Origin of the sequence: Rhodanobacter lindaniclasticus (assembly GCF_004799035.1) — a bacterium.
In the GTDB taxonomy this organism is placed as follows: Bacteria; Pseudomonadota; Gammaproteobacteria; order Xanthomonadales; family Rhodanobacteraceae; genus Rhodanobacter; species Rhodanobacter lindaniclasticus.
In genome coordinates, this window is the sequence record NZ_MWIO01000003.1 from 57,917 (window position 1) to 79,400 (window position 21,484).

At 66.9% G+C, this 21,484-nt stretch carries 19 protein-coding genes and 1 pseudogene; 7 read left to right on the plus strand and 13 right to left on the minus strand.

What is annotated here, in order from left to right; genetic code table 11:
- Positions 1–75 precede the first annotated feature (75 nt).
- Positions 76–2,832 carry a M14 family zinc carboxypeptidase gene (locus tag B1991_RS00895; RefSeq protein ID WP_136256818.1) on the plus strand — a complete coding sequence of 919 codons (2,757 nt, stop codon included), beginning with the start codon at positions 76–78 and terminating at the stop codon, positions 2,830–2,832.
- Between the two features lie 227 nt (positions 2,833–3,059).
- On the opposite strand, the gene B1991_RS00900 is transcribed toward B1991_RS00895, so the two are convergent.
- The 8 genes from B1991_RS00900 to B1991_RS00935 all read right to left on the minus strand — a co-directional run bounded on the left by B1991_RS00900 (position 3,060) and on the right by B1991_RS00935 (position 11,237).
- Positions 3,060–4,733: a M28 family peptidase gene (locus B1991_RS00900; RefSeq protein WP_246031014.1), complete on the minus strand. Its 1,674-nt coding sequence runs from the start codon at positions 4,731–4,733 to the stop codon at positions 3,060–3,062.
- A 76-nt stretch (positions 4,734–4,809) separates the two neighbouring features.
- The gene (locus tag B1991_RS00905; protein WP_136256820.1) at positions 4,810–6,585 is read right to left on the minus strand and encodes a tetratricopeptide repeat-containing diguanylate cyclase; all 1,776 of its coding nucleotides are present in this window, start codon (positions 6,583–6,585) and stop codon (positions 4,810–4,812) included.
- Positions 6,586–6,597: 12 nt separating this feature from the next.
- Entirely contained in the window at positions 6,598–6,888 is a 291-nt protein-coding gene (locus B1991_RS00910; RefSeq protein WP_136256821.1) for a hypothetical protein, read from the minus strand.
- Between the two features lie 3 nt (positions 6,889–6,891).
- Positions 6,892–7,461: a GNAT family N-acetyltransferase gene (locus B1991_RS00915; protein WP_136256822.1), complete on the minus strand. Its 570-nt coding sequence runs from the start codon at positions 7,459–7,461 to the stop codon at positions 6,892–6,894.
- Positions 7,462–7,466: 5 nt separating this feature from the next.
- On the minus strand, positions 7,467–8,276 hold the full coding sequence (locus B1991_RS00920; protein ID WP_210772067.1) for an SAM-dependent methyltransferase: 810 nt from the start codon (positions 8,274–8,276) through the stop codon (positions 7,467–7,469).
- 381 nt (positions 8,277–8,657) lie between these two features.
- Positions 8,658–8,924 (minus strand): hypothetical protein, encoded by a 267-nt coding sequence (locus B1991_RS00925; protein WP_136256823.1) that lies wholly within the window; start codon positions 8,922–8,924, stop codon positions 8,658–8,660.
- Between the two features lie 120 nt (positions 8,925–9,044).
- On the minus strand, positions 9,045–9,803 hold the full coding sequence (locus B1991_RS00930; protein ID WP_136256824.1) for a slipin family protein: 759 nt from the start codon (positions 9,801–9,803) through the stop codon (positions 9,045–9,047).
- A 21-nt stretch (positions 9,804–9,824) separates the two neighbouring features.
- Positions 9,825–11,237, minus strand: coding sequence for an NfeD family protein (locus tag B1991_RS00935; protein WP_136256825.1), 1,413 nt, complete (start codon positions 11,235–11,237; stop codon positions 9,825–9,827).
- Positions 11,238–11,362: 125 nt separating this feature from the next.
- Between B1991_RS00935 and B1991_RS00940 the strand changes: the two genes are divergently transcribed.
- A complete protein-coding gene (locus B1991_RS00940) occupies positions 11,363–11,818 on the plus strand; it encodes a cupin domain-containing protein (protein WP_136256826.1) in 456 nt (151 codons plus the stop codon).
- Between the two features lie 99 nt (positions 11,819–11,917).
- Here the strand turns inward: B1991_RS00940 and B1991_RS00945 are convergent, their stop codons facing one another.
- The 3 genes from B1991_RS00945 to B1991_RS00955 form a co-directional block, all read right to left on the minus strand.
- Positions 11,918–12,781, minus strand: a complete 864-nt coding sequence (locus tag B1991_RS00945) for a DUF3014 domain-containing protein (RefSeq protein WP_136256827.1) — start codon at positions 12,779–12,781, stop codon at positions 11,918–11,920.
- 72 nt (positions 12,782–12,853) lie between these two features.
- Entirely contained in the window at positions 12,854–13,615 is a 762-nt protein-coding gene (locus tag B1991_RS00950; RefSeq protein WP_136256828.1) for an ABC transporter permease, read from the minus strand.
- Positions 13,612–14,538, minus strand: a complete 927-nt coding sequence (locus B1991_RS00955; protein WP_136256829.1) for an ABC transporter ATP-binding protein — start codon at positions 14,536–14,538, stop codon at positions 13,612–13,614. Before B1991_RS00955 ends, B1991_RS00950 begins: the two co-directional genes overlap by 4 nt.
- Before the next feature lie 322 nt (positions 14,539–14,860).
- Between B1991_RS00955 and B1991_RS00960 the strand changes: the two are divergent.
- Positions 14,861–15,391: pseudogene (locus B1991_RS00960) on the plus strand (lipocalin family protein); the annotation flags it as partial.
- 73 nt (positions 15,392–15,464) lie between these two features.
- Here the strand turns inward: B1991_RS00960 and B1991_RS00965 are convergent.
- Together B1991_RS00965 and B1991_RS00970 are read right to left on the minus strand one after the other, a co-directional pair.
- Entirely contained in the window at positions 15,465–15,989 is a 525-nt protein-coding gene (locus B1991_RS00965) for an RNA methyltransferase (protein ID WP_136256831.1), read from the minus strand.
- 12 nt (positions 15,990–16,001) lie between these two features.
- Positions 16,002–16,472, minus strand: a complete 471-nt coding sequence (locus B1991_RS00970; protein WP_136256832.1) for a PepSY domain-containing protein — start codon at positions 16,470–16,472, stop codon at positions 16,002–16,004.
- 162 nt (positions 16,473–16,634) lie between these two features.
- Between B1991_RS00970 and B1991_RS00975 the strand changes: the two genes are divergently transcribed.
- The 4 genes from B1991_RS00975 to B1991_RS00990 are packed head-to-tail and all read left to right on the plus strand — an operon-like array spanning position 16,635 to position 21,443.
- Entirely contained in the window at positions 16,635–17,846 is a 1,212-nt protein-coding gene (locus tag B1991_RS00975; protein WP_136256833.1) for an HD-GYP domain-containing protein, read from the plus strand.
- 52 nt (positions 17,847–17,898) lie between these two features.
- On the plus strand, positions 17,899–19,140 hold the full coding sequence (locus tag B1991_RS00980; RefSeq protein WP_136256834.1) for a putative bifunctional diguanylate cyclase/phosphodiesterase: 1,242 nt from the start codon (positions 17,899–17,901) through the stop codon (positions 19,138–19,140).
- Positions 19,141–19,188: 48 nt separating this feature from the next.
- On the plus strand, positions 19,189–19,956 hold the full coding sequence (locus B1991_RS00985; protein WP_136256835.1) for an ATP-binding cassette domain-containing protein: 768 nt from the start codon (positions 19,189–19,191) through the stop codon (positions 19,954–19,956).
- A gap of 5 nt (positions 19,957–19,961) precedes the next feature.
- Positions 19,962–21,443 (plus strand): ABC transporter permease/substrate-binding protein, encoded by a 1,482-nt coding sequence (locus B1991_RS00990; RefSeq protein WP_210772068.1) that lies wholly within the window; start codon positions 19,962–19,964, stop codon positions 21,441–21,443.
- Positions 21,444–21,484 lie beyond the last annotated feature (41 nt).

The window sequence follows — 21,484 nt, forward strand, 5'->3', positions numbered from 1 at the left end:
AACAGGGGCGCGGCACGCGCGCCTCCTTTCTGGCACAGTGCGGCAATCCGTTGCCACGTTGCCGAAGGGGAAACCATGGCCATGCCCGCCCGCCGCCTGCCGCTGATCGCCCTGCTGGCATTGGCCAGTTGCAGTGTCTTCGCCGCCACCGATCCGAACGGCTCGATCACCTACGCCCGTGACCCGGCGCAGCCGATCGACCAGGCGTACACGGCGCAGATCCTGAAGGACACCACCGATGCGCAGTTCAACTCGCCGCTGACCGACTACCTGCCCGCCTCGGCCACCGTACCCACGCCGCTGAAGGTGCTCGGCCACATCGCCGGCGCACCGGATTACCTGCCCTACTCGACCGACGTCTATCGCTACTTCCGCGCGCTGGCTGCGGCCAGTCCGCGGGTGAAGGTGTTCACCATCGGCGAGAGCGAGGAGGGCCGCCCGATGATCGCGGTGGCGGTGGCCGACGAGAATCTGCTGGCCGAGCTGGACGCCAACAACGCGCGCCTGGCCAAGCTGGCCGACCCGCGCACGATCGCCATGGACGACGCTACCGCCGACGCGCTGATCGCCCAGTCCACCCCGGTCTACTACATCACCGGCACCATCCACTCCACCGAGACCGGCTCGCCCACCGCGCTGATGGAACTGGCCTACCGGCTGGCGGTGGACGACGCGCCGTACATCCAGCACATCCGCTCGCACGTGATCACCCTGATCACGCCGATCGTCGAGGTCGACGGCCGCGACCGCCAGGTGGACCGCTACAACTGGCACCGCGCCCACCCGGACCAGAACTATCCGCGGCTGCTGTACTGGGGCCACTACGTGGCGCACGACAACAACCGCGACGCGATGGCGATGACGTTGAACCTCACCCGCAACGTCGCCGACACCTTCGTCGGATGGCATGCGCAGGTGCTGCACGACCTGCACGAGTCGGTGCCTTTCCTGTACGACAACACCGTCGGCGACGGCCCGTACAACGCCTGGATCGATCCCATCCTCACCGGCGAATGGCAACAGCTGGGCTGGGACAACGTGCAGCAGATGACCAAGTTCGGCATGCCCGGCGTGTTCACCCACGGCGACTTCGACACCTGGAGCCCGGGCTACCTGATGTTCATCGCCGCCATGCACAACGGCATCAGCCGGCTTTACGAAACCTTCGGCAACGACGGCGCCGACACCGTCAAGCGCATCCTGGAGCCGGAGGAATACCAGCGCACCTGGTACAAGCCGAACCCGCCGCTGCCGGTGGTGACCTGGTCGCAGCGCAACAACAACAACTACCAGCAGACCGGCCTGCTCACCGCGCTGAAGTACTTCTCCGACAACGGCCAGCTGTTCCTGAAGAACTACTACCTGAAGAGCAAGCGCTCGATCGAGAAGCCGCAGAACGCCGGCCCGGCCGCCTACGTGTTCCCCGCTGACGACGCGCGCCCAGGCTCGCAGGCGCAGTTGCTGCGCATCCTGCAACGCCAGCACGTGGAGCTGAGCCGCAGCACCGCAGCGATCAAGATCACGCTGCCGGCGACCAGGGATGAGGACGGCAAGGAAAAGAAGGCTGACACGCGCCGCTTCCCAGCCGGCAGCATCGTCGTGCGCATGGACCAGCCCTACTCGCGCATCGCCGACACCCTGCTCGATCGCCAGTACTGGTCGCCGAAGGATCCGCAGCAGCACCCCTACGACGATACCGCTTGGTCGATGGGCGACCTGTTCGACGTGGAGGTGGTGCGCGTCACCGACAATGCCATTCTGAAGGCGCCGATGCGCAAATTGGATGCCGTGGTGGACGTGCCGGCGGGGCTGGCCGCGATCGACCTGCCGAACGCGAAACTCCCGCGCATCGCGGTGATGCACACCTGGCTCAGCACGCAGACCGAGGGCTGGTGGCGCATGGCGCTGGACCGGTTGCAGGTGAAGTACGACTACATCAGCACCCAGGACGTGGCGAAACTCGGCGACCTGCGCGCGAAGTACGACGTGATCCTGTTCGGCCCGATCGGCGGCACCGGCAGCCGCCGCATCATCGACGGCCTGCCGATGTGGGGCGAGCCGATGCCGTGGAAGACCACCGAACTGACGCCCAACATCGGCCGCATCGACAGCACCGACGACATCCGACCCGGCCTGGGCGAATCCGGCGTGGTTAACCTCAAGCGTTTCGTGCACGAAGGCGGCCTGCTGATCACCGCCGAGGACAGCGCGCGCTTCGCGATCGACGTGGGCCTGGCGCCGGGCGTCTCGATCACGCCGACCGACAAGTTGAAGGTGGTCGGCAGCGTGCTGCAGGCGCAGTTCGTCGACCGCAAGAGCCCGATCGCCGCCAGCTACACGCGCGACGACCTGGCGATGTACAGCGCCGAGGGGCAATCGTTCAAGGTGTCCAACCTGATCACCGGCGACCGCGGCCTGCCGACCGCGAAGGATTTCCAGCGCGCCACCGGCCGCGGTGGCCCGCACGACACCGACACGCCCGAGGGCCGCGCCGCCGTCGAACCCGAGACATTGCCCGACGTCAAGCCATGGCAGGCCACGCCGCTCAACGCCGAGCAGCTGCGCAACAATCCCTGGGTGATTCCGACGGACCAGCGGCCCAAGGTGATCCTGCGCTTCGCCGCTGCCGACAAGCTGCTGATCGCCGGCCTGCTCGACCATGGCAGCGAGATGGCCGAGCGCGCCGCCGTGGTGGACGCGCGCTACGGCAAGGGCCACGTGCTGCTGTTCGCCAGCAACCCGATGTGGCGCGGCGAGACCATCGGCAGCTACCCGCTGGTGCTCAACGCCATCGTCCATTTCGACAAGCTGGATGGGCCCGCGAAACCTTGAGCCGGGCACCCGCGCAGGAGCCCGCTCGCGGGCGATGCTCCTGAGCCGGGATTCGGGATTCGGGATTCGGGATTCGGGATTCGGCAAAAGCAAAAGCCGGCGGGCCGTGCCTGCCCTACGATGCGCGGGTTCCTTGTAGGAGCGCACTCTGTGCGCGATGCCTTTGCCGCGTGGCCGAAGAGCATCGCGCACAGGGTGCGCTCCTACAGCAACTAGGCGAAACGTGCCTACGGCTTGGCCGGCGGCGCCATCATCTTGTCGCGTTTGGCCTTGAACGGGCTGTCGGCATACCAGGCCGGCCACACGCCGGCGTGGCTCAGGTACTGGCCCAGTTCGTACAGCGCCTGGGTGTCTTCGAGGATGCCCGAGTAATCCCAGGCCGGATCGAATACGTCGTTCGGCGTGTGGTAGCGGTGCGCGGTGTAATCCTCCGCCGCCTTGCGACCGGCCGCCTCGCCCCCGTCAAGCAAATCCAGGCCCGAACTGGCCAGCATGGCCGGCACGCCGGCGCGGGCGAAATTGAAATGGTCGGAGCGGAAGTAGAAACCGTTCTCCGGCGTGGTCTCCGGCGAGATCACCCGGCCTTGGCTCTTCAGCACGTCGGCCAGCATGTCCTCCAGTTGCGACTGGCCCTTGCCGATCACCGTCATGTCGTGCGCACGGCCGATGATCGGCAGCGCGTCCACGGCGATGTCGGCCACGGTGCGGTTGAGCGCGAACACCGGCTGCGCCGCGTAGTACTGCGAGCCGAGCAGGCCCGATTCCTCCAGCGTGGGCATGAAGAACAGGATGCTGCGCTCGGGCGGCGTGCGCTGCTGCGCGAAAGCGCCGGCGATTTCCAGCAGCATGCTCAGGCCGGTGCCGTTGTCGATCGCACCGCCGTACACCTTGTGTCCCGGCCGCGACGGATCGGTGCCCAGGTGATCCCAGTGCGCGGTGTAGACCACCACCTCGTCGGGCTTGTAGTCGCCGGGGATCATCGCCAGCACGTTCTTCGATTCGAAGTGGCCGATCTTGTTCTTCAGGCTGATCGAGGCGGTCGCGCCGAGCGGCACGGCCTTGAACCCCGGTTTCGCGGCCGCCGCGGCGAGCGCGTCAAAGTCCTTGCCGGCGGCGGCGAACAGGCGCGTGGCGGCGGCATGGGTGAGCCAGCCGGCTACCGGCAGGCGCGGCGCGGGATCGACGCTGGAGGGCAAGCTCAGCTGCGGACCACGATTGCCGTTCTGCAGCACGGTGAAGGGATAACCCGCAGCCGCGTCGCTGGTGTGCACGATGAAGCACGCCGCCGCGCCCTGCAACGCGGCCTCGGCATATTTGTAGGTCCAGCGTCCGTAATAGGTCATGGCGCGACCGTTGAACAATTTCGGATCGCGACTGGCAAAGCCCGGATCGTTGACCAGCACGATCACCGTCTTGCCCTTCACGTCCACGCCGTTGTAATCGTTCCAGTGCCAGTTCGGCGCATCCGCGCCGTAGCCGAGGAACACCACCGGCGAGTCCTTCAAGTCGACCTGCGCTTTCCCCTGCAGGGTCTGCACCACCATGTCGTCCTGGTTGGCGAAACTGACGTGCTGCGCACCGGCGGTGATCTGCAGCTTCACCTTGTCGTTGAGCAGCAGGGTGCTTTCCGCCGGGACGGTCTGGAACCACGAGCCGTGGTTGCCCGGTTGCAGGCCCATGCGCTTGAACTCGCCGATCAGGAAATCCAGCGTGCGCTGCTCCCCGACCGTGCCGGGCTTGCGCCCGCCGAAGTCGTCGGAACTGAGCGTCTTCTCGTAGCGGGCAAAATCGGTGGCGTTGATCGCAGGCGCCAGCGTTACCGAATCGGCGGCGGGTTCCCCGGCGGCGGCCGGCGGCGACAGCACGGCCAGGCAAACGGCGACAGGCAGGAAAAAACTCATGGTGCGCATCGGTGGGCTCCCGTGGGCAAAACGATGGTCGTCACAACACGCGTCACACGCAGGGAGGCCGGCCGACTCACACCAGGCTCAACTGCGCCCCGCGACTCGTCGACAGATTGACCCGGTTGCGGCCTTCGCGCTTGGCCTCGTACAGCGCGTCATCGGCATCGGTCATCAGCTGGCGCAGCTCATAGCCCGAGGCTGCCGCTGACGCCACGCCGAAACTGGCCGAAACCGTCACGATCGCGCCGCCCTCGCCGATCGATACCGCGGCGATCGCCAGGCGCATCTGCTCGACCCGGGCGAGCACCTGATCCGGGCTGCACTCAGGCAGCAGCATGCCGAACTCCTCGCCACCCAGTCGCCCGAACAGGTCGGTGGAACGCAAGTGCGCCTGGCACGCCGCGACCGCGCGCCTCAACACCCGATCGCCCACCGCATGACCGTGGGTGTCGTTGACCAGCTTGAAGTGGTCCAGGTCGAGCAGGACCAGGCAAGCATCACGATTGGACTTGCAGCAGTACTGCAGCAACCGCTCGGCCTCGCTGACGAAATGCTGCCGGTTGAAGATGCCGGTGAGCCCGTCGCGTCGCGCCAGCTTCATGAACTTGAGCTGCGAACGCTTGATCCGGTAGGCGACGAATCCGATGAAGCCAAGCAGCAGCACCAGCAGGATGATCCACAACCGGCTGGCCTCCATCGCCTTCTTGCCGAGCGCCTGCTGCAGTTGCAGGATCTTGTTCTGCTCGGCCAGGGTGTCGACCTGCATCTTCGTGGTCAGTACCTGCTGCGCGACCGTCTGATAAGCCAAGGCCTTGGCACTGACAGTATTCAGATAGCCCTTGTTCGCCGCCATGTACTTTTCGTGCCAGGCAAGCGCCGACGCCAAATCCCCCCGCTGCTTGTCCAGTTCATACAGCAACCGATAGGCAGTAACCAGCGGTTCCGTGTACTCGTTTTTTATTCCACTATCGATCGCACTTTGCGCAAAACGCCTCGCCGATGTTTGGTCCCCCACCTTCCAGAACGCCTGCGCAAAGGTTGCATCGAAGAGAGCGATCAAAGGCGGGTAGTGTGTTTCCTTTACCTCCGCGTATCCCTGCCGAAGGAGCTTGATGGCATTGTCAGGCTTGCCTTGATCCAGCTCGGCCTTGGCGGCATAGCTTCGGATCAGATTTCCGAAGATCGGCTCGGCTGCTTTCGCACACACCTCGACACCGTCGCGAAATTGTTCGCCAACCGACCGCAACTGGCCGCTTTTGAAGAGGGCTTCCAGCTTGAAATACCTGCCCCTGCAGGCCCCCTGACCAACCGGATTTTCCGAGAGCAGCTTGTTTGCATAGTCCGTAGCCAGATCGTACTGCCCGGCTTCGGAATAGAACTGCGCGGCGACACTCAGGCCCGTCAGCCGAGTTTCCTTGTCCGCAACCTGGGGCAGTTGGTCCACCAGCGGATCCAATTGCGCGAACGCCTCCTCGTAGCGACTTGCGATGCCCAGTATGTTGACCGCAGTGAAGCCTGCCCGAACCCGCAAGGTCGGGTCACCGGACTGAGCCATGACCCGGTCAAGCAAAGTTATCGCAGTCTTGTAGTCACCGCGGTAGGCGACTTGCCAAGCCTCGAGGTATTCCAGATACAGCCGCTGCTCCTGGGACAATTCAAGCGAGCCGTCACCCAAGCGCCGCAGCAACGCAGTGAACTCGCCCTGATTCGACGTCTTGATGCCATCCGCCTGCTTGAGCAGTACTTCGGCCGTGCCACCAGTAACCTCCGGAGATACCCCCGCGAACAAGCGAAAAGACAGCGCACACCCGGCGAGGAACACCAAGACGCCGCTGCCTCGGTAGACCATGATCCAGTCCGCCTACGCCACGACGTGGGACAGGGACTTGGACGCGGTCTCTTCGTCGTCCTCTCTGGATGGCTCTTCCTCTGTACCCCCATCCTCTTCTTCCTCCGCCGGACACAACGCCAGACAGACATTGAGTCCCTCCAACAACGCATCCAAGCGTTGCTGATCCCCGGCCAGAATCACAGCCCTTGCCTCGGGGCCAACTTGCGCCTGCTCTAGCGCAAGCTGCACCTCTTCCAAGGGTGCAGCGCGCAGTCGCGCGTCCTGACCCATCCGCTCAAGAAAATCGATCACTTTGGACATTGGTTACCCCTGAATATTTGTCGTCTTGTCGATGCACCATATCGAACGGGAAACTGAGTATTCGCTCATGGTCGACGTCTGTTCCCCATTATTGACTGCACGGCTCGGCTCAAAGCCGATGCGGGTCACCAAATTCCTGGCCGCCACGTTCTGCGGAGCGAAGCGAGCGTACACCTCGTTGACCTGCGCTTCTTCAAACGCAAGATCCACCAGGGCCGTCAATGCTCCTCTCCCGATCCCCGATCGGCGTCCCTCCCGCAGCAGCACCATACCGACCTCGATCCGCATGGTCACCGGATCATAGTGTGTCATGCCACAAATACCCAATGGCGTCTGGGCGCTGCCCCCCAGAATGATCAGGAAGCGGCCGCAAAGGGGCGATTTGCCCTGGCGGCGAATGACTTCCCGGAACCGCTTTGCAGCCGCCACTGGTGTCCAAGGCTCGTCGATGTAACGCATGGTCTCGGGATTGGTATAGAGCGCATGGAACAAGGCTTCATCGCCTGCCTCCAGCGGACGCAGGCGCGGCCGCTCGGCCTCGCATGAAAGCGTTTCCGGTGTCGGTATGGACATCGATCTCAGGCTCGGACGGATTCGGCTTGATCGAGTTCGGCCAGCCGCGCCCGCATCGCCGCATCCACCTCCAGGGGCCGCGCCGGCGGAAGCACCACGGTGTCAGCCATGTCGATCTCCGCCTGCGGCAGACCCGCCAATGTGCACTGCTCGATGCGTGCCGCGTGGATCGGCAGGGTCGGTGTGCGATAGATGGTCAGTGGGTGATCCAGCGGGTAGTCACGCGCCAGCACCTCGACCAGCAGCTGCCGGTAGGCCGGGCCGGTGGAGAAGCGCGCCAGCGACTGGTCGCCGACCAGACCCACTTGCCACAGCACCAGGTAGGCGGTGGGGTCGATCCGGCGCCGGTAGAACAGCAGCTGACTGGCCTCGTAGTGCTGGCAGCCGACGCGGCCAGGGTCGATGCCCAGGTCAGCGTACAGGCAGTCCTCCGCTGAAATGCCCGGCTCCATGCGCGCGGCATAGCCTTCGCCGCGCGCCACCTCGATCGCCTTGTGCGGTGCCCAGGCGAACACGCCCGGGTGGCCGTAGAACACGCCGCACACCTTCTTGCCTGCGCGCACCTCGGCGAGGATGGCCTCGACCATCTGCCGGTAGGTCTGCATGCGCGACTTGCCCTCGCGGTAGTACGGCTGCAGGCTGCGCACGTCATGATGCATGCGTTGCAGCCACAGCTCGACGACGCCGTCGGAGAGGCCGGCGAAGACCACGTCGGCCTGCTCGATGTAGCTGCGCGCCAGCGGGCCGAGGTGCGAACCCAGGGTCATGCCCAGGCCCACGCAGACCAGGCTACCCGTAGGATCTAGCTCTTTCATTTATTGTCTGCCCTTAAGCTTGATGAAAAACTCATGGGATTACCTGATTAGCGACGAAACTCAGCCAACCATGACTGTTCGCGCTGAGCGTAGCTTGCGATAGCAAGCGCGGTCGAAGCGCGCGCCGGCCATCACCCTTCGACTCCGGCCCTACTACAGGCCTACGCTCAGGGTGAACGGCGAGGTATCTGAGAGACACTTGGGTACACCTGCCAAGCTTCGGTTAAGCTTGTTCTGGTGCGAAAAGACGCAGGCATAGCCTGCGTCTTTTCAGATACCGCACGACTGAATCAGTTTGATCTGACCGCAAGAGCTTCCACACCGTGCAACGCTGCGAGAGGCGCTAAGCCACCGCCGTGTCTACTATCTCAGTGTCTCCACTCAGGCGCACTGCCTCTGGTCTCGATCGTCCTCATCTGTATTCGTGCCAATCAGCATCAAGCATTCGATACTTGGAATTAGCGCCAGACAGACGTTACTTGCTGCCAACAAGTCCTCCAGGCGTGACTGATCCTTGGCCAAGATCGCAGCCTGCACCTCTGGATCAATTTCAGCACGTGTGAGGACTTGATCCATATCGTCGGATGAGGCGTGACGAAGCCTTGCATCCTGCCCAATCTTTTCGAGTAGATCGATAATGTTCGACATTGATAGTTCCCTTGGAATGGTTTGTGCAGCGCATCCGCAACTGCGCGTTTCATACTGCCACAGGCGGCAGATCACCCGCCATAGACTTCAGCGGATTGATACCACCATCGCGGATCAGTTTCATTGCTTCGACGGGAATGCCTCCATCAGCGGCCGGATAAGGTCCAGCGGCAGCGGGAACACCACGGTGGAGGATTTGCCGCCGCTGGACATGTCCGCCAGCGTCTGCAGGTAGCGCAACTGCAGCGCCTGCGGCTGCTGCGCCAGCACGCCGGCGGCATCGCGCAGTTTCTCGGCGGCCTGGAACTCGCCCTCGGCATGGATCACCTTGGCGCGGCGCTCGCGCTCGGCCTCCGCCTGGCGCGCGATCGCCCGCACCATGGTCTCGTTGAGGTCGACGTCCTTGATCTCGACGTTCATCACCTTGATGCCCCACGGGTCGGTGGCCTCGTCCAGGGTGACCTGCAAGGTGTGGTTGATCGACTCGCGCTGGGACAGGATCTCGTCCAGCTCGTGCTGGCCCAGCACCGAGCGCAGCCGCGTCTGCGCCAGCTGGCTGGTGGCCTGCAGGAAGTTCTCCACCTCCAGCACCGACTTGTCCGAGTCGACCACGCGGAAATACACCACCGCGTTGACGCGCACCGAGACGTTGTCGCGCGAGATCACGTCCTGCGGCGGCACGTCCAGCACGGTGACGCGCAGATCCACCCGGATCATGTGCTGCACCACCGGGATCAGCAGCACCAGGCCGGGGCCCTTGGTGCCGGTATAGCGGCCCAGGGTCAGCACCACGCCGCGCTGGTACTCCGGCAGGATCTTGATCGCGGCAAACAGCAGCAGTATGCCGAGGATGATCAGTACACCGACGAATCCGAACATGGTTTTCTCCTGTCAAAAATCTCAGACGGCCGCGACGGCAGCGGCCGGCTCGACCCGCAACAGCAAACCCTGCCGCGACACCACCCGCACCGCCGCGCCTGCCGGCAGCTCGACCGCGCAGCGCACGCGCCAGCGCTCGCCGTGCAGCATCGCCCAGCTCTCGCCGTCGGCGGTCACCGGTTCCAGCAGGCGGCCGGTTTCCTCGACCATCGCGGCCTCGCCGCCGAACGGCGGTGCGCGGCGCGCGCGAAAAACCAGCCACACCACCGTGCCCAGCAGCGCCGCGAAGCCCACCGCGATGCCGCCGATCACGCCCAGGTTGACCGCGTAGCCGGGCACGCCGGTCTTCATCAGCATCACCGAGCCGATCACGAAGGCCACCAGCCCGCCCACGCCGAACGCACCCACCGTGGGATTGACCGCCTCGGCCACCAGCAGGCCGATGCCCAGCGCCATCAGCGCCAGCCCGGCGTAATTCACCGGCAGCAACTGCAAGGCGTACAGCCCCACCAGCAGGCTGATCGCACCCACGATGCCCGGCAGCATTGCACCGGGGTGCATCGCCTCCAGCGCCAGGCCGAAGATGCCGCCGAGCAGCAGCAGGTAGGCGATGGTCGGGTTGGTGATGATGCCGAGGAAGCGCGTGCGCGCGCCCGGCGCGTAGTCGCGCACGGTGGCGCCCTTCAGCTGCAGGGTCAGCTGGCGCTCGCCGACGCGCACCACGCGTCCGTCGGCTTTCGCCAGCAGGTCGGCCACGTCGCTGGCGACGAAGTCGATCACGTGTTGCTGCGCCGCCTCGCTGGCGGTCAGCGTGGCGGCACCGCGCACCGCCTGCTCGGCCCAGGCCGCGTTGCGGCCGCGCAGCTGCGCCAGCGAGCGGATGTAGGCGATCGCGTCGTTCAGCACCTTGTTCGATTCGGCACTGCCGCCAGCCTCGTCCGGCGCGGGCGGTGCGGCGGAGCCGGCCTTGGCCGGCTCCGCCTTCGGCACCGGCAACGGCAACGGCGTGGCGCCGCCCAGCGATACCGGCGTGGCCGCGCCCAGGTGGGTGGCCGGCGCCATCGCGGCAATCTGCCCGGCGTAGAGGATGTAGGTGCCGGCCGAAGCGGCGCGGGCACCACCGGGCGCCACGTAGACCATTACCGGCACCGGCAGCGCCAGCATGCGGCCGATGATCTGGCGCATCGACTCGGACAGCCCGCCCGGGGTGTCCAGTTGCAACATGATCGCCACCGCCCCGTCGGCCACCGCGCGCTGCGCCGCATCGTCGAAGTATTCCGCCGCGGCCGGTCCGATCGGCCCGTCCAGGGTGATCCGCGCCACCATCGCCGAAGGCGCCGCCGTGGTGCCCGCGACCGGAGCGTCGGCGTGCAGCGAGGCCAATGGCACGAGCCAGCCCAGCATCAGAACGAGCACAGCGCAGCGACGCATCATGATTCCGTCCTCCACGCACGGTTTCGCGACGTGGCCCACTGTAGCCGGTCCCGTGTACAGAAAGCGCTCATTCACGGGGCGGCATGCGTTCGATGGACAATCGCCGTCCACTCCGGAGAACCACCATGCCCAAGATCGACATCAACCAGGTGCCCGAGCGCAAGGGCTCCGGCTATCCGCCGCCGTTCGCCGCACTCGCCGGCGCGCGCATCAAGCAGGCGCTGGGCGATGCCGGCGGCCTCGTCGATTTCGGCGTCAATCTCACCCGGCTTCCGCCCGGCACGTGGTCGAGCCAGCGACACTGGCATACCGAGGAGGACGAGTTCGTCTGCGTGCTGTCCGGCGAGCTGGTGCTGATCACCGACGACGGCGAGCAGCCGCTGCACACGGGCGAGTTCGCGGCGTTCCCGAAGAACTGTTCCGACGGTCATCACCTGGTCAACCGGAGCGCGCAAACAGCCGTCTATCTGGAGATCGGCAGTCGCCACGCGAACGACCGCTGCCACTACCCCGACATCGACCTGCACTGGGACAGCGCCGCCGGCGTCTACACGCACAAGGACGGCTCGCCGTATCCGTAGGAACCCGCTTGCGGGCGATGCTTTCGTAGCCGGGATTCGGGATTCGCGAGAGCATCGCCCGCAAGCGGGCTCCTACCCGTCAATGAGTCGGCAGCCTGGCTATTTCGGCGTGGCGGCTCCAGTGGCCGAACCCGCTGCGGCAGGCTGCAGGTGCTGGCCGACCAGCAGGCTGCGGATCGTGCGCAGTCGCTCCTTGATCTTCGCCTCGTTGGCCGCTCCGGTGCGCAGCAGCAGGCGCTGGCCGGCGGAGCGCGCCTCCAGCGCCGGATCGGCGAACACGTACTGGCCCTTGGACGGCAGCAGTGCCGGCGGCGCGGCGGGTTCGGGCGCGGCCAGCAGGTTGTCGATCACCACGATCAGGCGGTCGTTGAAGTAGCCGTGCGGATAGCCCAGGTTTTCGTAGGCCTGCTGGAACAGCGGATAGGCGTGCACGTACCAGGCCACCAGCGCCTGCGGGTCGACCTGCTCGACGATCGCCATGTACGGCGCATAGCGCGCGGCGTTGGCGTCGCCGATCACGGTCTGGCCGTCCATTTCACCGGTGACGAAGGCGCCCTTGGGCGGGCGCGCAGGCATCATGATGCCGCCGAGGCTGCGCCCGGGCATGGCGTCGATGCTGGCCACGATGCGGTTGATGATCTGCGGGCGCACCAGCAGCAGCGACAGCTCGTTGTCGCCGGCCAGCCGCTGCAAGGCGGCCAGCACGTCGTCGTCGCTCTGATCCAGCGCCGGCAGCGGTGCGGTGGAGGCGCTGGCCGGGGCGGCCTGCACCTGCGCGATCGGATGCTGGATCGGTGCCGCCGCTGCACTGCGGCTCGATGCCGGGGTCGCGGTTTCCGCCGCCGGCGGGCTGGTCAGCTCCGGCTGCATGGCCCGGCGCACCAGCCACACGCCCGCGCCGACCAGCACGATCACCACGATCGCCGCGGCGATCCAGCTTCCGGTTGATGCCTGCTTGCGCATGCGATTCCCCTCGGGTTGTCTTCAGGATAATGCTGGGACTGGCGCCCGCTCGATTCGTTCAACCGGCACGGTTCACGCCTTCAGCCGGTAGCCGCTGCGGAAGATCCACCACACCAGCCCCAGGCAGATGCCGAGGAACACCAGGGTCATGCCCAGGCTGATCCCCACGCCGACGTCGGACACGCCGTAGAAACTCCAGCGGAACCCGCTGATCAGGTACACCACCGGGTTGAACAGGGTCACCTTCTGCCACAACGGCGACAGCATGTGGATCGAGTAGAAACTGCCGCCGAGGAAGGTCAGCGGCGTGACGATCAGCAGCGGCACCAGTTGCAGCTTCTCGAAGTTGTCCGCCCAGATGCCGATGATGAAGCCGAACAGGCTGAAAGTCACCGCGGTGAGCACCAGGAACGCGACCATCCACAGCGGGTGCGCGATCTCGAAGGTGACGAACAGCCGCGCGGTGGCCAGGATGATCGTGCCCAGGATGATCGACTTGCTGGCCGCCGCGCCGACGTAGCCGGCGACGATCTCGAACGGCGACACCGGTGCCGACAGGATCTCGTAGATGGTGCCGACGAACTTGGGGAAATAGATCCCGAACGAGGCGTTGGAAATGCTCTGGGTGAGCAGCGACAGCATGATCAGGCCCGGCACGATGAAGGCGCCGTAGCTGACCCCGTCGATGCCGTTCATGTGCGCGCCGATCGCCGCGCCGAACACCACGAAGTACAGCGAGGTGGAGATCACCGGCGAGACGATGCTCTGCAGCAGCGTGCGCCGCGTGCGCGCCATCTCGAAACGGTAGATCGCGCGGATGCCATGGATGTTCATGCGCGCTCCCTGACCAGGTCCACGAAGATGTCCTCCAGCGAACTCTGGCTGGTCCTGAGATCCTTGAAGTCGATGCCCAGTTCGGCCAGCCGGCGCAGCAGCACGTCGATGCCGCTGCGCTCGGCCTGCGCATCGAAGGTGTAGACCAGTTGCTGGCCGTCAGCGGACAGCTCCAGCGCGTGGCCGGCAAGTCCGGCAGGGATGGCCGCCAGCGGCGACTGCAACTGCAAGGTGAGCTGCCGCCGGCCGAGCCTGTTCATCAGCTCGGCCTTGTCCTGCACCAGGATCAGCTCGCCCTTGTTGATCACGCCGATGCGGTCGGCCATCTCCTCGGCCTCGTCGATGTAGTGCGTGGTCAGGATGATGGTGACGCCGCTGGCGCGCAGCGCGCGCACCATCGTCCACATGTCGCGGCGCAGCTCCACGTCGACGCCGGCGGTGGGTTCGTCCAGGAACAGGATGCGCGGCTCGTGCGACAGCGCCTTGGCGATCATTACCCGGCGCTTCATGCCGCCGGACAGCGTGATCATCTTGCTGTCCTTCTTGCTCCACAGCGAGAGGTCCTTCAGCACCTTTTCGATGTACGCCGGGTCTGGCGCCTTGCCGAACAGGCCGCGGCTGAAGCTGACCGTATTCCACACCGTCTCGAACGAGTCGGTGGTCAGCTCCTGCGGCACCAGGCCGATCTGCGAGCGCGCGGCGCGGTACTCGCGCACCACGTCGTGGCCGCCGGCCAGCACGCTGCCCGCGCTGGGGTTGACGATGCCGCAGACGATGCTGATCAGGGTGGTCTTGCCGGCGCCGTTGGGGCCGAGCAGCGCGAAGATTTCGCCCTGGCGGATCTGCAGGTCGATCGGCTTGAGCGCCTGGAAACCGGAGGCGTAGGTCTTGCTGAGCTGTCTGACGTCGATGATCGGCTGCACGCGATCTCCTGGGCCTGGGGACGGGCGACGGGAACGGGCGATGGTATGCCCTTGGCCGCGCCACGACCAGCCGCCGGCAATACGGCCAATTTCCCCGCGCCCCTGCCTCCGCAGGAGCGGTGACCATTCGGGGCGGGTGCGTTGCGCTCGCGGATTGGGGATCCCTTCCAGCAGTACCGACGCGTCGCCGTTGTTTCCGATGAAGTCTCGCGCCGGTTGGTACGCGAGATCGACCTGCAGGAAGCGCGCTACCGCTAGACCGGACACCGAAGTTCCGCAATCCTTCCCCCATCGCGCCACGCACTTCCTGCGGAGCCAGACCATGCGCATGTGCTGCCGGCTGCTGATCGTGGCGAGCATGGCCATCGCCTGGTCCGCTGCCGCCACCAGCTTGCCGAACCGGCCGGTGCCGTCGCTGGACCTGCATCGCTACGCCGGCCAGTGGCACGAAATCGCGCGCCTGCCGATGTACTTCGAGCGCGAGTGCCTCGATGCCGTCACCGCCACGTACACGCCGAACCCCGACGGCACCATCCACGTGCACAACACCTGCCGCACCCGCAAGGGCCGGATGTCCGTCGATGGGGTGGCGCGGATGAAGAAACGCCAGCCTGCCGCGCTGGAAGTGCGCTTCGCGCCCGCCTGGCTGACCTGGCTGCCGATGGCATGGGCCGACTACTGGGTGATCGAGGTGGACGCCGACTACCGGTGGGCGGTCATCGGCGGCCCTGGTCGCAACCACCTGTGGATCCTCTCGCGCCGGCCCACGATGGATCCCGCGCTGTTGCAGACCCTCGTGGAACACTCGCGCCAGCGTGGTTATCCGGTCGACCGATTGATGATGACCGCACCCGCCGGTGCGCCGGATCGACCCGCGGGACGCGCGCCCGCGCCGACCGAAACCCCACCTCTCCACGACCGCGACATCAAGCCGGCGGCACCGGAAACGCGCGGATGATCTCGAACGTGGCGATCGCGCAGGCGGTGGCCACGTTCATCGACGAATGCACGCCCAGCATGGGAATGTGCACGGTCTGGTCGGAGCCATCCAGCAGGGCCTGGCTCACGCCGCGGTTTTCCGAACCGAGTACCAGGCAGATGCGCTCGCCCGCGGCTACCGGCAGGTCGCGGATGTCGATGCTGGCGCTGGTGAGCTCCAGGCTGACAATGCGGTAGCCGGCGGCTTTCAGTTCGTGCAGCAGCGGCAGCGGATCGTCGTCGTGGCGGAACGGCACGTGCTGCTCGGTCGCGCGCGAGGTCCTGCGCAACTTGCGGTTGGGCGGCACCGCCGAAGCGCCGGTGAGGTGGATCATCTCCACCCCCAGCGCGTCGGCAATGCGGAACACGCTGCCCACGTTCATCGGCACCTCGAAGTCGTGCACCAGGTAGCGCAGCGCGAACGCGGGGCGCGCCGGTCGATGCTGCGTGTGGTCGAGCTGGCGGTTCGGCATGCCGCAGCCGGCTCAGACCAGCAACAACAGCAGGGGCGCGGCCACCCCGCCCAGCAGCACGGCGCCGAACAGCTGCGGCCGGCGAGTGAAGCGCCAGGCCATGTACAGCCCGCTGCATACCGACACGAGCAGGCCCAGCGCGACCACGGCGAAGAAGATCTTCATCGGCAGCAGGTTGCGCCGCGTCCCTGGCGCCGCGGGCGCAACCTGCACCGCTGCCCGCGCGACCGGCGCCGCCTCGGCCGCCGTTGCCGCCGGGCGCGGGCGCCGCACCGGCACCTGCAGGGTCTGCTTCTTGTGCAGTTGCGCCATGCTGGCCAGCCACGCCGGAGGCGCGTAGCTGCTGCCGCGGCTGGCCTCATGCAGGCCGAAAGTCTGCAGGCCACCGCTCAGCGCCAGGAACAGCAGCATCGGCGCGGTGAACACGCCGAGGTAGAGATGGCCGGTACGAACGAAACGTATCAGGCGGTGCGACAGCGGCATGGAGGCGGCGTCCACGGAACGAGGGCGCACAGGGTACGCCGCCGCACGGTGCAGCGGCCAGCCGTTGGCGCGACGATCCGCACTGCTGCTAACCTCGCCGCTGGACGCTGAAGCGCGACCGCGCTGCCGGAATTCGGCGCCCACCACCCGGCCGGAGCAAGCGTGGCTTTCGAAATCGAAGAGCGTCGAATCGACGTGGCCGATCTGCAGCTGGGCATGTTCGTGTGCCGGCTGGATCGGCCATGGGAAGAGACACCGTTCGCGCTGCAAGGTGTCGCGCTGACCCGGCTGGAAGATATCGATATCCTGCAGCGACTGTGTCGCGAGGTCTGGATCGACGCCCGCCGACTGGTGCCGCAGGATGCCCCGCTGGCGCTGACGCGCTCCGATGCCTCGCGCTTCCGCTTCAACAGCAGCACCCACTACGCCGACCTGGCAGCGGTCGAAGATGAGGCGCCGCGCGCCCGCGCCGCGCTGGAGAACGCCTCGCAGATCATCGACGGCCTGTTCGAGGACGTGACCAGTGGTCGCGAGTTGTCGGTGGAACACGTCGAACAGGCGGTGCGCCCGCTGGTGGCCACCGTGCTGCGCAGCGCGGACGCGTTCTTCCTGGTCGAGGGCCTGCGCCGCAGCGACAGTTACTCCTACAGCCACGCAGTGAGCTGCAGCGCGCTGGCCGCGGCATTCGGCCGGCACATGGGTTTCGATGAAGAAACCATCTTCAGCCTCGCCGCCGGCGGCCTGCTGATGGACGTGGGCAAGACGCGCCTGCCGGAGCAGCTGCTGCAATACCCGGGCTCGCTGGCGCCCAGCGAGGTGGACATCATCCGCTCGCACGTGGATCACGGACTGGCCCTGCTGGACGAAGCCGGCATCGCCAACCTCGACGTGCTCGACATCGTGCGCACCCACCACGAGCGGCACGACGGCAGCGGCTATCCGGATGGCCTGGCCGGCCACGCCATCCCGATCAGCGGGCGCATGCTGGGCATCATCGACAGCTACGATGCGATGTCCAGCGCCCGCCCCTATCGCGCACCCATTTCCCGCACCCAGGCGCTGCAGCAGATCTACGCCGCGCGCAACCGCCTGCACCAGGCCGAGGTGGTCGAGCAATTCCAGGTTTGCCTGGGCGTCTATCCCACCGGTTCGCTGGTGGAGCTGAGCACCGGCGAGGTGGCGATCGTGATGGCGCAGAACCAGGTGCGCCGGCTGCGCCCGCGCGTGGCGATCCTGAGCACGCCGAACAAGCAGCCGCTGGAGGACTTTCGCCCGGTGGACCTGATGCAGCTGGGCGACAAGGACGAGGTCGACATCGTGCGCAGCCTGGCGGTCGGCGACTACGGCATCGATGCCAGCCGCTTCTTCCTGTAATGATGGCAACCTTGCCGCCCGTCCGCCCGCTCCCCCACTGGCCCGCCGCCGCATGCTGAATCGCGAACACATCTTCGAGCAGATCGACGCCCACATCGCCGCCGGCGAGGACGAGCGCTTCGCCGTGCTGATGCTGCGCGTGCCCGGCCTGCGCGAGATCAGCCTGCGCTTCGGCTACGCCCAGGGCGAACAGGCCGAGGACATGGCGCATGCGCTGATCCAGCGTTCGCTGCGCCCGATCGATCGCGTGTTCCGCGCGGGCGACGACGGCTTCGTGGTGCTGCTGCCGGCGATGCTGAGCGCCAACCACGCCTTGCTCGCCGGCACACGCCTGATCCATGCCTTCGAGCAACCGCTGGACGGCACCGCCTCACCCTGGCTGGTGCGGCCGGTGATGGGCATCGCGCTGTACCCCGACCACGGCCCCGGCGCCGACCGCCTGTGCCGCCGCGCCAGCATGGCGCTGGACGAGGCGCAGCGGCGCGGCGAGCTGTACGTGGTCTATGAGCCGCACGACACCCAGGTCGAGATCTTCTACGACGAACTGCGCGAGGCGCTGGACGCCAACCGCCTGCAGGTGTTCTTCCAGCCGATCTGGAACCTGCAGAGCGACCGCCTGGCCGGCGCCGAATCGCTGGCGCGCTGGAGCAGCCCCAGCCACGGCGAGGTCTCGCCGGCCAACTTCGTGCCGTTCTCCGAGCAGAGCGACCTGATCTCGGTGCTCACCCGCTGGAGCATGAACACCACCCTGCGCCACGTGGCCAGCCTGTCGTCGTTCCAGGGCCTGCGCTTCGCGATCAATTTCTCGCCGCGCGTGCTGTCGCGCCCGGGCATGGTCGAGCAACTGCTCGGTGCGCTGGAAATCTGGGGCGTGCCGCCGACCGCGGTGATCGTGGAGATCACCGAAACCACCCTGGTCAACGACCTCGATCTGAGCGTGCAGGTGCTGCGCCGGCTGCGCGACCGCGGCATCGGCATCGCGATCGACGATTTCGGCACCGGTTACGCCTCGATCGCCTACCTGCGCCAGTTCCCGGCCACCGAGCTGAAGATCGACCAGTCGCTGATCGGCGCGATCCGCAGCGAGCCGCACACCGCCAAGCTGGTGCGCGCGATCATCAACATGGCCCACCACATGGACCTGACCACCACTGCCGAAGGCATCGAGGATCCGGTCACGCAGGCGCTGCTGGTCGAGATGGGGTGCGACTTCGGCCAGGGCTTCCACCTGGGCCGGCCGCAACCGGCCGCCGAATTCCTCGCCCGTTTCGCCACGACGGTGCCGCCCGCGTGAACGCGCGCCGGACCACGCTGCGGGTTGGCTCCCACCGCGACCGGAACCATGTCCGCCGCTGAGGTCGATGGCGGCATCCGTTTCGCGCTCGACGGCGCCAGCAAGCGCTACGGCAACGTCGTGGCGCTGCAGCCGATCGAGCTGACATTCGAGGCCGGCAGCACCACCGCGCTGATCGGCAGCAGCGGTTCGGGCAAGTCCACCGTGTTGCGCCTGCTGCTGGGGCTGGAGCGCAGCGACAGCGGCTGCGTTCGCGTGGACGGCCACGCCCTGCAGCCGGCCGACGTGCTCGCCCTGCGCCGCCGCGTGGGCTACGTGATCCAGGACGGCGGGCTGTTCCCGCACCTCACCGCACTGGGCAATCTGGGCTTGCTGCCGCAACACCTGGGCTGGGAACCGCAACGTATCCGCGAGCGCGCGCAGGCGCTGGCCCAACTCACCCGGTTGCCGCCGGACGCGCTGGCGCGCTACCCGGCCGAACTCTCCGGCGGCCAGCGCCAGCGCGTGGCGCTGATGCGTGCACTGATGGTCGACCCCGACGCCTTGCTGCTGGACGAACCGCTGGGTGCGCTGGACCCGATCGTGCGCCACGAACTGCAGGGGCAACTGCAGCGCCTCTTCGGCGAGCTGGGCAAGACCGTGATCGTGGTCACCCACGACCTGGCCGAGGCGGCCTGGTTCGCCCCCCGGCTGGTGCTGCTGCGCCGCGGCGCAGTGGTGCAGGACGGCAGCTACGCGGATCTGCGCGACCGTCCGGCCGACGATTTCGTGCGCCAGTTCGTGCAGGCGCAACGCACGCTGCCGGCCGCGCCATGACCGGCATGCCTGCCCGCCTCGCCATCGTGCTGCTCGCGTGCGTGCTGCCCGTGCGGGCACTCGCACAACCGGTGCGGATCGGCTCCAAGCAATTCACCGAGTCGGTGATCCTGGGCGAGATCGCGCGCCTGGCCGCACGCGATGCCGGCGTCCAGGCCGTGCACGAGCGCGAACTGGGTGGCACCCGCATCCTGTGGAAGGCCTTGCAGCAGGGCGACATCGACGCCTACCCCGAATACACCGGCACACTGACCCAGGAGCTGCTGCACGGCGTGGCGGCGGACGCCGACATCGCCACCTTGCGCGCCCGGCTGAAGCCGCTGGGCATCGGCATCACCGACTCGCTCGGTTTCGACAACACCTATGCGATCGGCATGCGCCAGGACGAGGCGACGCGGCTGGGCATCCGCCGCATCTCCGACCTGCGCGCGCACCCGTCATTGCGCTTCGGCTTCTCCAACGAGTTCATGGATCGCGGCGACGGCTGGCCGGGTTTGCGCCGCGCCTACGCCCTGCCGCAAACGAAGGTCAGCGGGCTGGACCACGCGCTGTCCTACCGCGCCGTGGCCAGCGGCGCGGTGGATGCGATCGACCTGTACAGCACCGACGCGGAGATCCCGTATTACCACTTGCGTACCCTGATCGACGACCAGCACTACTTTCCGCGCTACCAGGCAGTGTTCCTGTACCGCTTGGCGCTGGAGCGGGACGAACCCGCCTTCGTCGCCGCACTGCGCCACCTCGCCGACCGCATTTACGAGCAGGCGATGCGCGCGATGAACGCCGCGGTGAAGCTGGACGGTCGCCGCGACAGCGTGGTGGCCGCCGACTTCCTCGGTACCCGCATCGAGGCGGGGCGGCGCGGCCTGTGGCAGCGGCTGCGCCAGCGCAGCGTGGAACACGTCGAACTGGTGGCGATCTCGCTCGGCCTGGCGCTGGCGCTGGCCATCCCGCTGGGTATCGTCGCCGCACGTCGACGCCGGCTTGGGCAACTGGTGATCGCCGCCACCGGCGTGCTGCAGACGGTGCCGTCGCTGGCGATGTTCGTGTTCATGATCCCGTTGCTGGGTATCGGCACCTGGCCGGCGGTGGCCGCGCTGTTCCTGTACAGCCTGCTGCCGATCGTGCGCAACACGCATGCCGGCCTGGTCGGCATTGCGCCTGAACTGATGGAATCGGCCGCGGCACTGGGCCTGCCGCAGCGGGTACGGCTGCGCCGCATCGAATTGCCGCTGGCGATGCGCTCGATCCTGGCCGGGATCAAGACCGCCGCGGTCATCAACGTGGGCACGGCCACCCTGGCCGCGCTGATCGGCGCCGGCGGCTACGGCCAGCCGATTCTCACCGGCATCCGGCTGGACAGCATCCCGCTGATCCTGGAAGGCGCGATCCCGGCCGCGGTGCTGGCGCTGCTGGTGCAAGGCCTGTTCGAACTGGTCGAGCGATGGTTGACGCCGCGCGGGCTGCGGCTGCAGCCGCGGCAGTAGGCCGGTGGCGTCGGCTATCCTGTGGATGGCTCATCGCGAGA

Coding starts and splice junctions, on each gene's coding strand:
- B1991_RS00925 (WP_136256823.1), bottom strand. CDS start 8,924: ATGTCGAACATTATCGATCTACTCGAAAAGATTGGGCAGGATGCAAGG.
- B1991_RS00965 (WP_136256831.1), bottom strand. CDS start 15,989: ATGCCGAACCGCCAGCTCGACCACACGCAGCATCGACCGGCGCGCCCC.
- B1991_RS00930 (WP_136256824.1), bottom strand. CDS start 9,803: ATGTTCGGATTCGTCGGTGTACTGATCATCCTCGGCATACTGCTGCTG.
- B1991_RS00990 (WP_210772068.1), top strand. CDS start 19,962: ATGCCTGCCCGCCTCGCCATCGTGCTGCTCGCGTGCGTGCTGCCCGTG.
- B1991_RS00910 (WP_136256821.1), bottom strand. CDS start 6,888: ATGTCCAAAGTGATCGATTTTCTTGAGCGGATGGGTCAGGACGCGCGA.
- B1991_RS00935 (WP_136256825.1), bottom strand. CDS start 11,237: ATGATGCGTCGCTGCGCTGTGCTCGTTCTGATGCTGGGCTGGCTCGTG.
- B1991_RS00970 (WP_136256832.1), bottom strand. CDS start 16,472: ATGCCGCTGTCGCACCGCCTGATACGTTTCGTTCGTACCGGCCATCTC.
- B1991_RS00915 (WP_136256822.1), bottom strand. CDS start 7,461: ATGTCCATACCGACACCGGAAACGCTTTCATGCGAGGCCGAGCGGCCG.
- B1991_RS00950 (WP_136256828.1), bottom strand. CDS start 13,615: ATGAACATCCATGGCATCCGCGCGATCTACCGTTTCGAGATGGCGCGC.
- B1991_RS00985 (WP_136256835.1), top strand. CDS start 19,189: ATGTCCGCCGCTGAGGTCGATGGCGGCATCCGTTTCGCGCTCGACGGC.
- B1991_RS00940 (WP_136256826.1), top strand. CDS start 11,363: ATGCCCAAGATCGACATCAACCAGGTGCCCGAGCGCAAGGGCTCCGGC.
- B1991_RS00945 (WP_136256827.1), bottom strand. CDS start 12,781: ATGCGCAAGCAGGCATCAACCGGAAGCTGGATCGCCGCGGCGATCGTG.
- B1991_RS00895 (WP_136256818.1), top strand. CDS start 76: ATGGCCATGCCCGCCCGCCGCCTGCCGCTGATCGCCCTGCTGGCATTG.
- B1991_RS00980 (WP_136256834.1), top strand. CDS start 17,899: ATGCTGAATCGCGAACACATCTTCGAGCAGATCGACGCCCACATCGCC.
- B1991_RS00920 (WP_210772067.1), bottom strand. CDS start 8,276: ATGAAAGAGCTAGATCCTACGGGTAGCCTGGTCTGCGTGGGCCTGGGC.
- B1991_RS00900 (WP_246031014.1), bottom strand. CDS start 4,733: ATGAGTTTTTTCCTGCCTGTCGCCGTTTGCCTGGCCGTGCTGTCGCCG.
- B1991_RS00905 (WP_136256820.1), bottom strand. CDS start 6,585: ATGGTCTACCGAGGCAGCGGCGTCTTGGTGTTCCTCGCCGGGTGTGCG.